Origin of the sequence: Vibrio sp. Vb2131, from assembly GCF_033338535.1 — a bacterium.
GTDB lineage: Bacteria > Pseudomonadota > Gammaproteobacteria > Enterobacterales > Vibrionaceae > Vibrio > Vibrio alginolyticus.
Window position 1 is genome coordinate 13,330 of record NZ_JAWOSW010000001.1, and the last position, 13,985, is coordinate 27,314.

A 13,985-nucleotide genomic window follows, 5' to 3' on the forward strand; every position below is an offset into this window, starting at 1 on the left:
TAGCGGGGTTTGAAATTAAAGGCGAAGTACGATGCTCTATTCTTCTCGCACTACAGGAAAACGTTGCTCATAAAGTTCCATAAAGTCCTTACGAATTAAGTGCTCTAAGTGGTTCGCTTTATCGGTTGGGCAGAAAATCATCACGTGCAGAATTTGTTCACCATTAATGTTGCTAGAAATATGCATATGTGGCTCAGAACCAGGAAGGTCAACACCGGCATGTTTTTCAATCATCGCATTGTAACGATGTGCAACATCAGCAAAGTAACTGCAATGTTCTTCAATTTTATCAGTTAAAATCGGTAACAGTGGATACAAATTGACGAAGTCTTTCACCACTACAGAAAAGTTGTGGTAAACGTACCGCTTCATGAAGTTGAGGTTCTTTACTGGATAGGTAAAGAACATACTATTAGGCAATGTCGCTGTTTTGCCGGTGTAATGATATTGCCCGTGATGCAGGTCGATCTCTTGAATCACCGTCGCCATCATATTGTGCTCAATCACTTCACCACACAACTTCCCGACCTCAATCCAGTCTCCAACGCGAAAAGAACGCGAACTTGCTCTTTGAATCGAACCCGTAAAACACAAAATGATTTCTTTGGATGCCACTACAATGGCAACGGCAATCGCCGTTACACTCAGAGCAAACTCGTTAATTTCTGATTGCCATAAAATAAATAAAATCAGTAATGTAACAGCAAAGGTGCCATTTTTAGTTCTGGACATCCAACTACGCTGATCTTCTGAGAGAAAAGCGTGATCACCACGAATCATCGATAAAATTGCACGACGAATTAACCACATAATCGCAAAGATCAATGCGGTAAAAATCAATTTATGAGTGAGAAGAAAATCGACAACTAACTGCACTTTCTCCATTCCACGGCTCCCTCGAATAAAAATACGGCCCAGTAACAGCTAACGATAACAAATTATTTTGTCTGTTGTCCGTGCTCACTCAAGTCTTTTTGAAATTACTCCTCTCTGAAGGCGCGATTCATGCTTTCTGTAATTGGCTTTATTAGGTAGCTCAATGGCGTTCGTGGCTCAGATAAAATAAGCACTTCGGCATTCATACCTGAGGTTAAACGATGTTTTGTCACATCTTCCGGTGAAATTGCAATTCTAGCGAGATAAAAATCTTCTTGGTTTTCTTGCGAGAGCTTATCGGCAGAAATCGTCAGCACTGTACCGTCTAAAGGTGCCAACGTCCGTGCATTCAGAGCGGTCAGACGAACATGCGCTTGCTGGCCTGGATTCACTAAATCAATATCCTGAGGATTAACACGAGCCTCGACTAACAACTTATCGTCTTGCGGGACCAGTTCTAGTAACGTTTCACCCGACCCAATCACACCTTTTTCGGTAAACACTTGCATGTTGACTACGCGACCAGAAATAGGTGCGTTGATCGTTGTTCTTGCGACAATATCTTGAGCGGAGCGATATTCTTCCCGAATTGCGACAATTTCCGTTTTGGTATTTCGTAGTTCCTCGACAATCTCATTCAGCCTTTCAAGCTTCAACTCTTCAATTTGCGCTAGGTTCTCATCTAACCTTTTTCTAACGGTGAGCGATTGCCTGTCTAACTGGCTTAAGGTACTTCTCACCTCCGCTGCTAAGCGCTTGAGTTGAAGTAAAGTAGATTTTCCCGAGAAACCTTTTTGCACCAAGGCTTGGTTGCTGTCTATTTCTTCAGCAATAAAGTTGAGTCGTTCCGTCTCAATCACTTTGGTTTGCTGAAGGTTTTCAAGCTCTAAATTTGCTCCAGAAATACTCTGCTCAATGATACTCAGTTTACTATCAAAGAATCGCTTTCTCGCTTCAAAGATCTTGTTTTGAACCAGTTGTGCTTCTTGTACGATATCGACACGGGGAATGCTTTCAAGATCATCAGACCATACAATCGTTGGAAGCTCGTCAAGCTCCGCACTTAAACGGTTTTCCTTTGCTAGAGTATGGATAAAACGACCACTTAACGAGTCCAACTTAGCCATAGCTTGACGCTTAGAAAGTTGAATTAATAACTGACCTTTTTCGACTAAATCCCCCTCCTGTACATATAGCTTTTCAATAATACCGCCTTCTAAATGCTGAATTTCTTGTCGCTTAGTGAGAACTGACAAATCACCATAAGCAATCGCTGCACTTTCTAATTTGGCTGTTGCAGCCCAGTAGCCAAGACCTCCAAGAAAAACACTTAAGGTCACCACACCGAGTAAAATTGGTTTTCGAAAGCTTAGTCTCGCTTTGGGGCTAAAACGATATACGATCTCGGTAGAACTCTGATTAACGGTTGGCAGTTGATTGCTCATTTCTTACCCTTGGGATATCTGTTCTGTCTTCGCCCATCAAACGTTTTAATACTTCATCTTTAGCGCCGTATAACTTGACTCGGCCGTCAGCCAAATACAACAGCCTATCCATTTGTCGTAACGTACTCGGATTGTGGGCAATGACGATAATCGTTGTACTCTGTGCTTTTAAATGGGCAATCAAACGTTGATACGCAGCCTCTCCCTCACCATCGAGGTTGGCATTCGCTTCATCGAAAATCACAATAGATGGGTCGCCATAAACGGCTCTTGCAAGAGCGATTCTCTGCCTTTCCCCCCCAGATAAACCACGGCCATTTTCACCAATAATGCAATCATAGCCTTTGTTTTTCTTGAGTATTAATTCATGACATCCTGCTAGTTGAGCCGCCTTGATGACTTTAGCGGGGTCTTCTTCTTTAAAGCGCGCGATGTTCTCTCGAATTGTGCCAGGAAATAACTCCACCTCTTGAGCGAGATACCCAAAATGCACGCCGCGATCTTCAGATGCCCATACGGAGACTTCCATTCCATCAAGAGTCACTTTACCCGCTAATGGCTTAACCGTACCTAATAACAGCCGAGCAAACGTCGATTTACCCGTACCAGAAGGGCCAATCACCCCAACAGCAACACCCGGAGGAATCGATAAGCTGAGCGATGAGAGCACTGGTTCGGTTGCTCCAGGATGGCGATAGGCCAGTCCGGTAAGCTCATAGTGTCCTTTTGGTTTAGGCAGTGGCATATCTGATTCATCTTGGCGCACGATCGCATCGATTTCTTTCAACCTTTTATAGGCGCCTTTAGCAGACATCGCGCTTCGCCACGTGCCTATCGCCTGCTCCATCGGCGATAATGCCCGACTCATTAATATGGAGCTCGCGATCATCGCCCCTGCCGTGATTTCATGTTGGATTACTAACCATGCACCACCTCCCAGCAAAAATATCTGTAGTGATCCACGCACAAACTTAGAAAAGTTAGCCATGTAGATGGACTTACCTGCAACTCGCTCTTCAAGCACATTCACTTCACTCACGCGCGACTGCCACTTCTCTAAAAATGCATTCATCATCCCCATTGCGAGAATTGAATTGGAGTTTTGCGTGGCTAATTCAGCGTTGTTGATATGAGAAATCGCTCTGACTTCGCTCTCTTGCATTGTTTTACGCGTCATCAGCTCATTAAGTAGACCTAGGCTAAACAATACGATAGATCCAAGTAACGCGATGTGACCTAGTATCGGGTGCAATAAATACACAAATAAAATAAATAGCGGTGTCCAGGGCGCATCCAACAGTGGATAAGGTGCTTGACTGCTCAAAAAGCTTTTGATGTTCTGAATGTCTCTCAGAGTTTGCGAGGTATAACTCTTCCCAGTATGTGATTGATATTGAATCGTGCGCTTGAGCATGAAAGCGGAGAGTTTTGTGTCCATCCAATAACCAAAAGATTTACTCATTTGTGCTCGTGCAATGTCGATGATGGACATGGTTAACAGCGCAACAATTACGATGACAGTGAGCAAGAATAAAGTATCGGTTGAGTAGGAAGATATCACTCGGTTGTACACTTGAAGCATGTACAACGGAATCGAGAGAACCAATAAGTTGATAAAAAGGCTAAAAACGATCAGCAAGCCCGCAAGCGTGCATAGTTTTTGTTTCACTTCTTTGAAAACCGTTTTTTGCACGACTACTTCCGTTTAACGTGAAAATTGTAGGCGCCAGAAATACTAGCGCCTAGCTTAAGGTAACCTCAAATCGCTCTAGAGTGTCCGATTAGTTCACCTCAGCATGGCAGAGCCACGCAAACTAATTCCCATCCAGAGTTATTTTCAGTCGTTTAGATTACGAACAGATCTGCACCATAGGTGTTGATGTCAGTTTCAGTCACGCCAATAAGTTTCACTGTTAGATCAGCCCCATCGGTAAACACTGCATTCCCAACTGCATCGTAGCTAAAGCTTAAATCACCAAAGTCAGTGACAGAGTCGCTAATGATGTGCAAAGAGTCTTCACCAATGGTGAAATCAACAACTTTGGCTTCGCCATGGCCACCAAACTTATCCGTGAACACAAACTTATCGCCATTGCTGCCGCCAACTAAAACGTTGTCACCAGAACCAGCAACAAGAATATCTTCACCGACACCACCATTTAATTTATTGTCACCCAACAAACCCAACAGCAAGTCATTACCGGTACCACCGCCGAGGTAGTCGTTTCCTGTACCAGCCCTAAGGATGTCATCTCCAGCACCACCAGTTAGGCGATCGTCGCCGTCGCCGCCGATCACATAATCATTACCGCCACCGCCAACAAACGAGTCATTACCACCAAAACCGATAAACAAATCATCGCCGCCATCGAAATCAGCAAATTGGTTATTTACACCTGCATCGCCTAAATACGTGTCATTGTCACTTGCGCTCATTTTTATTCCCTCTTAGCTTATTAATTGAATAGACCTTCTGGTCCACGTCTGACTAGATTCGTCACGACATGAGAAGTCTAATAGTCAACTGAATAGGAATAAGTTTGAATATGGGATGATATTTCAGACTGACATTTTAATAATAAATATAAAATTTAGTACTTTATAGAGTATTTTCTTTTTATTACAGCAAGTTAATACTAGTACTACAGGTTTCTCTTAGCCCAACTTGTAGCTTGCGTACGGTTCTTTACTTCTAACTTTCTAAAAATATTGTATAGATGTGATTTAATAGTATGCTCGCTGATAAATAAAGAATCAGCGATTTCCATGTTTGAACCACCTTCTTTCAACATTTTTAAAACCTGAACTTCACGCCGAGTAAGCTCAACCTCAATAGCAGGTTCGATAATGCTATTTACTTCTCTGCCTCGATAATAATTTACTAGCTGATCAAGTAATCTTCGAGACAGCCAATTATCCCCTTTTATTATTGCTTTTAATCCCTGACAAACCTTGTCCATTGAATCTCCTGGACCAAATATACCTTTTACATGAGGCCAAGAAGCGAGTTCTTCTGTGTCTAAGTCATAACCTAGATTAAGCATTATGGTTCCTAGCACTTTATTACTATCTTTTAAATAAACTAAAGTTTCGGAAGGAATCTCAACTGAAAAATCAACAAGCAAAAAGTAGCGTTCCGGAATGAGTTCATGATAACTAGGGTTTTTAGTATCAATGATCGTTATTTTAGTTTCTGTATTTTTAGAAAGCATTTCCTTAAAGTTTTCACTCTGTAAACTTTGTTGAGTGAGCATTAGGATTTCAGGCTTTTCCATATACTGTCCCATAATGTTTCTCATACTTTCAGTGACTTAACATTCTTAAATTAGTAGTTAATCGTCAGCACTTAGTTTGATATGTAAGTGCTAGTTCACAGAGTAAAGTTATTTGCTACTTTTTTAAATTCTAAAGTTATTAAAAAGAGAACCAAAAAAAGTGTTTCTCATAAAAGAAACACTTTTAACACATTCAGGTCACAGAAATTATTAAGAGTTTACTAAATTAGGCAACCTAATATTGCAATAGCATTACACCGTTAACGAGTTGTCTGAAATATTTTCCTTTGCCCAAATAAGTGCTTGAACTCTATTTTTCACATCAATCTTCTTGAAAATATTATGTAAATGCGTTTTTACCGTATTCTCGCTGACAAATAATTGTTCGGCGATTTGTTGATTGGACGCCCCCATGGAAAGAAAGGTAATTATTTGTTGCTCTCGTTTGGTCAGAATAGCGGAAACATTCTTATTTATAGGTTTGCAATGTCGACGAAGGTAAGTAATGTACTGCTGAGAAAACTTACGGCTGAACCACATATCTCCTTGAAGCACCTTACCAATACCAACTTGCAACGTTTTTATATCATCAGAGGTATAGAAAATACCGGCCAAAGTACGCCAAGCAAAGAGATCTTCTGTCGATATGGATTGCTCACAATTAATTAAGATTTCAAGCGTGTCTTTCTGCTTGGCCGCTTTAAACTCCGCATAACGGCGAAAAACTTCATCCGTGATCACGCTGCAATCAACAATAATGGCTGATGCAAGAGACTCATGTAACACTCCGTGAATCAGAGTATCTGGCGTGATTAGAGCAACACTAATACCGAGTTTGGTCTCCAATACATCTTTCAACAGAGATGACTGTAGACTTCCCTCCGTGATTAAAATAACGTTTCTTTTTTTTTGCTGCTCCATCCTGATCGCATTCCCTTGGTCGTTTTTATTGAAATACGCAATAGATTTAGATAGAGCGGTAGTATTGTCAAGTATGAAAATCACTAGTACTAATTAATAACTCATTGAAGTGTCAATAATTTTTAAGTGGCAAGTATGTGAGAGGTATTAGCATTTTTCAGACATTAAAAAAGGGAGTATAAACTCCCTTTTTGTGTTTGAGCAGGTGATTTAATCACGCACGTTAGAGGCAAAACACCACCTAACTTAGTGGATTGGAACTGCGTTTTTTTGGTTAAACTTACCAAAGTGTTGTTCTAACACTTCTGGCGTCAGCTTACCTTCCGCTTCCAGCTTTTTCAGCTCAGCGACGATCGCTTTTTGCTCTTCTAGCGACGGCAGTTTTACTTCTGGCTCCTGAGCGGTTTCTTGAGAAATTTGCTCTAGTTCTTTTTCGAAGTCATTCATAGTACTTACCTAAAATTAATGATTGAACTTTTAAACTTCGCCTATTCTATCCAACTCTATAACTTGAAGCTACCAACCATCTTGTCTAAACGAGAAGAGAGCGCTTGAAGATCGCGACTTGCATCCGCCAACTCTTCTGCTGTCGCGGTTGTCATTTCATTTATCGCGTTGATTTCTTCGATATTTTGATTAATGGTATGCACCACCGTGGATTGCTCTTCCGTCGCCGTTGCAACTTGTGTATTACGATCAGAGATGTCGGTGATTCGTTCAGAAATACTGATTAATACCTCGACTGCTTCATCGGTAGAAGTAACCCCTTCTATGGTAACCGCTTTGCCCGCTTCCATAGCACTTACCGCGTCTTGTGCGTCACTTTGAAGCTGATTGATCATGCGCTGAATCTCTTCTGTAGAATCAGCCGTGCGTGAAGCTAGGTTTCTTACCTCATCAGCAACAACCGCAAAACCACGTCCCTGCTCACCAGCACGAGCAGCTTCAATTGCAGCGTTTAGCGCAAGTAAATTCGTTTGTTCAGAGATGTCACGAATTACACCCAGAATCGAGCCAATATCTTTGGTTGTCGATGCCAACTGCGTAACAACAATATTGGTTGTTTCAACATCATCGGCTAGGCGGCTGATCACCTCTTTTGCTTTCATCACAACTTCTCGACCAGTTTGAGTGTTATCTGAAGCCTGATTTGCCGTATCAGCAGCGGTAGCAGCGTTCGATGCAATTTCACTGATGGTCGCACCCATTTGGTTGATAGCTGCAACTACTTGAATGGTTTGATCACGCTGCTCTTGGCTGTTGTCGTGTGTGGATGTTGCTTTCGTTGACACACTTTCTGCCGCTTGACTTAATGAGCCACTGGTTAAAGCAACCTCTTTCATCGTGGCATGAATCTTCTCAATAAATCCATTAAAGCCTTTTGAAAGCTGAGCAATTTCATCATTACCCTTAATTTCAATACGCTGCGCCAAATCGCCTTCACCTTGCCCAAGGTCGGTAAAACGATCGGCAATCAGTCGGATTGGTTTCGTAATGCTGTTTGCCAACCATACGCCCATGAGGATGAATACAACGGCAACAATGATGGTCGTAAACAGCATTTTTTTAGCTGTCGCATTCAGGTCTGCGAATACTTCATCAACGGGAACCACGCCAATAACAAACCAGTTCATTGAAGGAACATACAAACTAGAAACAAAAGTATCCTGCCCTTCAAACTCCACATTAATTAGGTTGAAGCTATTTTTGTTCAACAGCGCACTTGCGTCACTACCAAATAGTTTAGTGATAGAAGTTTGGTTCTTACCTTGTTGGCGGTGTATTTGAATCTGGCCTTGTTCATTAGTGAGGAACACGTAACCCGTATCTTCAATTTTAAACCCATTGAGCAAAGCAACCATGTCTCCCATAGATTTAGAGAGACCTGACATTGATGTACCATTAAGATCTTGGAAATTGGCAAACATTTTCACTTCGCCATTTGCCTCTTGGAACACACTCACGGACGTTTCTTGACCAGACGACGTAAATCCAAAGAACCAAGCATCTTGCGTTCGGTTAAGTTGACGTAAGAATCCGTTTTGATTCCAGTAATATGCCGTTTGACGATTCGCTACCGACGCATCATTAAGACCATACTGTGATTTAACGTTATTGAGCTGCTGAACCAACTGAACTTCTACTGACGGATCACGGTCTGTATTAGATAGGGCTTCAACAATAAATTCGTTTGTAGCCAGCTGTTTTGCCGCTTGTTGCATTTCGACAACTTCGCGGTCAATTTCGGTATTGATTTGCTGCAACATCGCAGGTAGCTCGATGTCAATAAGACGATGGCTCAATACATCTCTCGCATGACGCTGAGCCATAACACCAACAATGATTGTTGATGCTAGAACAGCAAACGTAATGCCAAGTACAACCTTCTGTTTGATGCTCAAGGAATGAAGTTTCAACATATTCGGACCTTTTAAAAGAATCACTTGTTATTGGCCCCACAAGGGGAATCAGGTGCATATCTCATGACACGCACACCACGGAATCTTTATCGGCTCATATGTACAAAACTAGAGGCATTTCTCATTATATTATGAAAAATAAATGTAACACACTGTCAAATAAGCACTTTCAGAGATAGCACGTACTTGTAATTCTCTGTAGCGTCCCAATATTGAAAAGATAAATTGCAATAGAGCATTGGAACTTTTTTCACATGGAAAATGACCAATACTCAACACGAAAATCACATGGATACCGAGAGTCCAAAGCATGCATAAATCTAACTTCGAAACTCTTCAGCAATACTTAGAGTCGCAGATCATCGGACAGCAAGATCTGGTAAAGCAACTGCTTGTTGCGCTTCTTGCGGATGGGCATATTTTAGTTGAAGGCCCTCCTGGGTTAGCAAAAACCCGTGCAGTAAAATCACTCTCAGACTGTGTTGAAGGTGACTTCCACCGAATTCAGTTCACCCCTGACTTGCTGCCAGCCGATTTAACCGGCACCGATATCTTCCGTCCAGAAACCGGAGAATTCACTTTCCAGTCAGGTCCTATCTTCAACTCGCTTATTCTTGCGGATGAGATAAACCGTGCACCGGCCAAAGTACAAGCGGCAATGCTTGAAGCAATGGCAGAGAAACAAGTCACAGCAGGTCGTCATACCTACCCGCTGCCAGAGTTGTTTTTGGTTATGGCAACTCAAAACCCGATAGAGCAAGAAGGGACCTACCCCCTTCCTGAAGCGCAGCTAGACCGCTTTTTATTGCATTTAGAAGTGGAATACCCAGATGCGGAGCATGAGCTATCTATCTTGCGTATTAACCGCGGAGAAGCAAAAGGCGAAGCAAAGGTTGAACGCCCAATGTTAAGCCAACAAGATATATTCACCGCACGTAAAGAAGTGTTGGATATTCATATGGCGGAAACGATAGAGCAGTACATCGTCCGTTTAGTTATGGCGACACGTCAAGCCAACGAATATGACACTGAGTTGGACAAGTGGTTGTCAATGGGTGTGAGTCCGCGTGCCACCATCGCTCTTGATCGCTGTGCACGTGCGCACGCTTGGCTTGCTGGTCGTGATTTTGTCTCTCCGGAAGATGTTCAAACCATGGCTTATCCGGTACTGCGCCACCGTTTATTGTTGAGTTACCACGCTCAAGCGGAAGGCATTACGGCAAACCAGGTCATCGATAAACTGCTAAACCTTGTTGGCAGTGCATAAACAGGTGAGTGATATGTCCGCTACACATTCATTACCACCTCATGCGAATGGGGTAACATTAACCCTTGAAGAGCTGCTCCAATATCGCACTCAATCTGTACGTTGGTTACCACCAGCACAGAGTCTCTGGTCGCAGATGAGTGGTAACCATACCAGTCGCCAAAAAGGGCGAGGTATGGATTTTATGGAGGTGCGCCAATATCAACCTGGCGACGATATTCGCAGCATTGATTGGCGAGTCACCGCTAGGACCGGTAAAGCACATACGAAGTTGTTTGCAGAAGATAAAGAGCAAGCGGTCATTCTTTATCTTGATCTAAGTTCTAGTCTACATTTTGGATCTAAGTATGTACTCAAATCCGTTCAATTGGCCCACTTTGCCAGTGTTCTAATTTGGCTAACTCTAGCTAAAAAAGATCGCATCGGCGCAGTGATTGATGACGGACATCAATGTCTTGAATTTCGCCCCTCTTCTTTACAAAGACAAGGGCTGCGGATTCTTAACGCCATAGTCGACATACATAATGCGCAAGTAACTCGTACTGCAAGCAACGACACTCGTACACTGCCGTATGCACAAGTATTGGAGACACTTCATACGCTCACCCCAAAAGGTAGCGAATTGATTATGCTCAGTGATTTTGCCCACGTAATACCAACGGAACTGGCACAACTACGTCGACTCAAACAACACAATAGCGTAAGGGCTGTTCAATTTTATGATCCGTTAGAAAGAGGCGAAACAGACTTTAGAGGTCAAGTGAAAGCTTCGGATGGGCTGCATAGTCAATGGTTTAACTTTGGCTCTAAAGGACAACGAAGAGAACTCGAAAACCACTTTACCCAACATCAAGAAACCATTAAGCAGCAGTGCCATTCGATAGCAATTCCATTTAACACGCTATCAAGTGGCTGGCCCTTAATTTCACAATTAAGCTAACAAACTGACAAGCAGTATTTATTAAGCAGTAATAATAATGACAACAAACAACCAAAGCCTAGACCTTGAACCTTTGATTTTGCCAAACGCACCGGATTGGTTTCCGCTCGCTTGGGGATGGTGGGTGGTGCTTGCAGCCACCTTGCTCTTCGTTTTCGGCATTTGTCTTTATGTGAGATGGCGTAAAAAACACTTACGCGCAAAAAAGACAGCATTAACACTTTTAACTCAACCTACCGCGCCTCATACCCCATCTTCTGCTCTGGAAATATTGCGCCAGGCAGCATTGAGTTACTTTCCGCGTGAAGAGATCGCACCATTAACCGGAATCGCTTGGTATGAATTTCTCGATAGCCATACCAAAGAAAGTCGATTCGTAGACAAACAACATCAGTGGCAAGAAGCGTTGTATCAGAATTCTTCCCAAGGGCAGCATCAAAGCTTGGTAGACGATTGTGTCTTTTGGATAACCTACGCTTTGCCACCAAAGAAAAAGGCAAATAACCGTGACTGAGCAAACACTCATAACCGATCTTGCCCAATGGCTAAACATTGAATTTGTCTGGTGGTGGGCACTGTTTTTGTTGCCCATCCCATGGCTGGTATACAAGTTCCTGCCACAAGAATCTCAACAAGCCGAGATCAAATTGGCGTACTTACCAACCAATGAGAATCGCAGCAAGCCTAAGCAAGCGCTGCAAAAAGCACTTTCAATCGCGATCTGGGGCCTTCTTGTCGTCGCTTGTGCGCGTCCAGTTTGGTTTGGCGATCCCGTTGAATTCCAACCCAAGTATCGGGACTTGATGTTAGTCGTCGATCTGTCCGGTTCGATGCAGCAGGAAGACATGGAACTCAACGGCGAATATATCGATCGCCTCACAGCAGTCAAAAAAGTTCTGTCTGATTTCGTAGCAAAGAGAAAAGGTGACCGTCTCGGAGTTGTTTTGTTTGGCGACCATGCTTATTTGCAAACACCACTCACTGCAGACCGCAAAACCGTCATGCAGCAGATTAATCAAACCGTCATCGGCTTGGTTGGTCAACGAACCGCCATTGGTGATGGTATTGGTTTAGGCACAAAAACCTTTGTAGACAGTGATGCTCCGCAACGAGTCATGATTTTGCTCAGTGACGGCAGCAATACTGCAGGGGTGCTCGAGCCGCTAGAAGCAGCGGAAATTGCGAAAAAATACAACGCCACTGTTTACACCGTGGGCGTGGGCGCTGGTGAAATGATGGTAAAAGAGTTTTTCATGACTCGCAAAGTCAACACCGCAGCCGACTTAGATGAACAAACACTGACTAAAGTGGCAGAGGTGACAGGTGGACAATATTTTCGAGCGCGAGATACAGAAGAGCTCGAAAAGATTTATGACACCATCAACCAGCTAGAACCCGTATCTAGCGACACACAAACTTGGCGCCCTCAGTCTGAATGGTTTCCATATCCATTAAGCGCTGCATTTGTATTGTCGGTATTGTTATTCCTATTAAGGAGAAAACATGGCTGAGTTTATTTTCCTCAATCCTTATTGGCTTTTGGGGCTCATCGTGATCCCTATTGCACTCTTGCTTAATCACAAATTTAGAGCCCAAAAGTCCACACTGATTGCCCCTCACCTATCGCGGATGCTCGGACAAAACACGCAGTCTAAGCATTACTTCACTCTATGGGGTTTAGCTTGGGCAATAACTTGCATTTCATTAGCGGGGCCAAGCTGGCAGTCCAATGCTCGACCAAGCTTTGAGTTAAACCAAAACCGTATCTTGGTGCTTGATATGTCTCGCTCTATGTTTGCTACAGACATCAAACCCAATCGGCTAGCACAAACACGTTATAAGGCGCTCGATTTGCTGCCTAAATGGAAAGAGGGAGCCACTGGACTTATTGCTTACGCTGGCGATGCCTATAACTTAAGTCCACTGACAACTGATTCCAGCACGCTTGCGGGGATTATCGAAAATTTGTCACCAGAGCTGATGCCTTTTCAAGGAGCAAACCTGCCTGCCGCGATTGAACTGGCGAACAACCAGTTTTCTCAAGCCGGCACGCAACAAGGCGATATCATCGTGTTAGCGGATGATCTTGATACGTCAGAGCTGTCTCGCGCGTTAGATTTAGTCCAAGGTACAAAGTTTCGCATTTCTGTTCTTGCCGTCGGGACTCCTAACGGTGCGCCTATCGCGCTGCCCGATGGCTCTCTGCTAAAAACGGCACAAGGCACAACCGTCGTAGCGAAAACAAACCTGAAAAACCTACAGACGCTAGCGAATAAAACTGGCGGTCTATTTGTTCCTATTCAGCACACCAACCGTGATGTTGAAAATATCGCGGCCTTTACTAATAACATTGGTAGCCAGCTTTCTGCGACCCAAAGCGAAGAAGTTAAAACTGATTCTCGTCTCAACAGTGGCTTTTGGTTACTGCCGTTGTTACTTCTTCCTGCGGCTTTACTGTTTCGACGCGGCCTGATTTGGGTGGTAGTTGCGACTGCAGTCCCAGTAACGTGGACACCGCATGCAGAAGCTAATCCGTTCTTAAATGCCGACCAACAAGGAGCGGAACTATACAAGCAAGGTGAGTATGAACAGGCGCAAAACCTATTTACAAACCCAAGCTGGAAAGGAGCCGCCAGTTATCAAAAAGGTGACTACGAAGCCGCTATCGAAGCATTTTCTCATGATGCCTCCCTTAACGGCCGCTATAACCTCGCCAACTCGCTCGCTCAAAATGGTCAATTAGAAGATGCGGCTGATTTGTATAAAAAACTGCTAGAGGAAAAGCCTAACTTTGAAGCCGCGAAGAAAAACCTATCGGTTGTAGAAGAAAAGCTAAAACAG

General features: G+C 43.3%; 13 protein-coding genes. 5 read left to right on the forward strand and 8 right to left on the reverse strand.

Translation table 11 applies throughout. The annotated features are described in order from the left end of the window. Positions 1 to 36 precede the first annotated feature (36 nt). The 8 genes from R7E38_RS00055 to R7E38_RS00090 all read right to left on the reverse strand — a co-directional run bounded on the left by R7E38_RS00055 (position 37) and on the right by R7E38_RS00090 (position 8,937). Positions 37 to 885, reverse strand: a complete 849-nt coding sequence (locus R7E38_RS00055) for a mechanosensitive ion channel family protein (protein ID WP_005375171.1) — start codon at positions 883 to 885, stop codon at positions 37 to 39. A gap of 95 nt (positions 886 to 980) precedes the next feature. Further along, entirely contained in the window at positions 981 to 2,321 is a 1,341-nt protein-coding gene (locus tag R7E38_RS00060) for an HlyD family type I secretion periplasmic adaptor subunit (protein ID WP_005383906.1), read from the reverse strand. Then, positions 2,296 to 4,014, reverse strand: a complete 1,719-nt coding sequence (locus R7E38_RS00065) for a type I secretion system permease/ATPase (RefSeq protein WP_226082816.1) — start codon at positions 4,012 to 4,014, stop codon at positions 2,296 to 2,298. The genes R7E38_RS00060 and R7E38_RS00065 overlap by 26 nt, the downstream gene beginning before the upstream one ends. Before the next feature lie 152 nt (positions 4,015 to 4,166). Further along, the gene (locus R7E38_RS00070) at positions 4,167 to 4,757 is read right to left on the reverse strand and encodes a calcium-binding protein (protein ID WP_005375168.1); all 591 of its coding nucleotides are present in this window, start codon (positions 4,755 to 4,757) and stop codon (positions 4,167 to 4,169) included. Between the two features lie 206 nt (positions 4,758 to 4,963). After that, the gene (locus R7E38_RS00075) at positions 4,964 to 5,620 is read right to left on the reverse strand and encodes a LuxR C-terminal-related transcriptional regulator (protein WP_213905452.1); all 657 of its coding nucleotides are present in this window, start codon (positions 5,618 to 5,620) and stop codon (positions 4,964 to 4,966) included. 228 nt (positions 5,621 to 5,848) lie between these two features. After that, a complete protein-coding gene (locus R7E38_RS00080) occupies positions 5,849 to 6,517 on the reverse strand; it encodes a LuxR C-terminal-related transcriptional regulator (RefSeq protein WP_226082814.1) in 669 nt (222 codons plus the stop codon). A gap of 246 nt (positions 6,518 to 6,763) precedes the next feature. Next, complete coding sequence (locus R7E38_RS00085; RefSeq protein WP_005375165.1) at positions 6,764 to 6,964, reverse strand: restriction endonuclease subunit S; 201 nt, start codon at positions 6,962 to 6,964, stop codon at positions 6,764 to 6,766. Positions 6,965 to 7,020: 56 nt separating this feature from the next. After that, positions 7,021 to 8,937, reverse strand: a complete 1,917-nt coding sequence (locus R7E38_RS00090; protein WP_017821859.1) for a methyl-accepting chemotaxis protein — start codon at positions 8,935 to 8,937, stop codon at positions 7,021 to 7,023. Positions 8,938 to 9,247: 310 nt separating this feature from the next. Here R7E38_RS00090 and R7E38_RS00095 point away from each other — a divergent pair, with 310 nt between their 5' ends. From R7E38_RS00095 to R7E38_RS00115, 5 genes are all read left to right on the forward strand, one after another. Beyond that, positions 9,248 to 10,204: an AAA family ATPase gene (locus tag R7E38_RS00095; protein ID WP_025768547.1), complete on the forward strand. Its 957-nt coding sequence runs from the start codon at positions 9,248 to 9,250 to the stop codon at positions 10,202 to 10,204. Positions 10,205 to 10,217: 13 nt separating this feature from the next. Continuing rightward, positions 10,218 to 11,144 carry a DUF58 domain-containing protein gene (locus R7E38_RS00100; RefSeq protein ID WP_154203995.1) on the forward strand — a complete coding sequence of 309 codons (927 nt, stop codon included), beginning with the start codon at positions 10,218 to 10,220 and terminating at the stop codon, positions 11,142 to 11,144. A 37-nt stretch (positions 11,145 to 11,181) separates the two neighbouring features. Beyond that, a complete protein-coding gene (locus R7E38_RS00105) occupies positions 11,182 to 11,658 on the forward strand; it encodes a DUF4381 domain-containing protein (RefSeq protein WP_017821862.1) in 477 nt (158 codons plus the stop codon). After that, the gene (locus tag R7E38_RS00110; protein WP_226082811.1) at positions 11,651 to 12,655 is read left to right on the forward strand and encodes a vWA domain-containing protein; all 1,005 of its coding nucleotides are present in this window, start codon (positions 11,651 to 11,653) and stop codon (positions 12,653 to 12,655) included. Before R7E38_RS00105 ends, R7E38_RS00110 begins: the two co-directional genes overlap by 8 nt. Continuing rightward, positions 12,648 to 13,985: VWA domain-containing protein (locus tag R7E38_RS00115; RefSeq protein WP_226082809.1), on the forward strand; the 1,338-nt coding region annotated here is incomplete at its 3' end. The genes R7E38_RS00110 and R7E38_RS00115, both read left to right, overlap by 8 nt.

What these genes read in the sequence shown, in the direction of transcription:
- R7E38_RS00055 (WP_005375171.1), bottom strand. Translation starts at nt 885, where the DNA reads ATGGAGAAAGTGCAGTTAGTTGTCGATTTTCTTCTCACTCATAAATTG.
- R7E38_RS00060 (WP_005383906.1), bottom strand. Translation starts at nt 2,321, where the DNA reads ATGAGCAATCAACTGCCAACCGTTAATCAGAGTTCTACCGAGATCGTA.
- R7E38_RS00070 (WP_005375168.1), bottom strand. Translation starts at nt 4,757, where the DNA reads ATGAGCGCAAGTGACAATGACACGTATTTAGGCGATGCAGGTGTAAAT.
- R7E38_RS00075 (WP_213905452.1), bottom strand. Translation starts at nt 5,620, where the DNA reads ATGAGAAACATTATGGGACAGTATATGGAAAAGCCTGAAATCCTAATG.
- R7E38_RS00080 (WP_226082814.1), bottom strand. Translation starts at nt 6,517, where the DNA reads ATGGAGCAGCAAAAAAAAAGAAACGTTATTTTAATCACGGAGGGAAGT.
- R7E38_RS00085 (WP_005375165.1), bottom strand. Translation starts at nt 6,964, where the DNA reads ATGAATGACTTCGAAAAAGAACTAGAGCAAATTTCTCAAGAAACCGCT.
- R7E38_RS00090 (WP_017821859.1), bottom strand. Translation starts at nt 8,937, where the DNA reads ATGTTGAAACTTCATTCCTTGAGCATCAAACAGAAGGTTGTACTTGGC.
- R7E38_RS00095 (WP_025768547.1), top strand. Translation starts at nt 9,248, where the DNA reads ATGCATAAATCTAACTTCGAAACTCTTCAGCAATACTTAGAGTCGCAG.
- R7E38_RS00100 (WP_154203995.1), top strand. Translation starts at nt 10,218, where the DNA reads ATGTCCGCTACACATTCATTACCACCTCATGCGAATGGGGTAACATTA.
- R7E38_RS00105 (WP_017821862.1), top strand. Translation starts at nt 11,182, where the DNA reads ATGACAACAAACAACCAAAGCCTAGACCTTGAACCTTTGATTTTGCCA.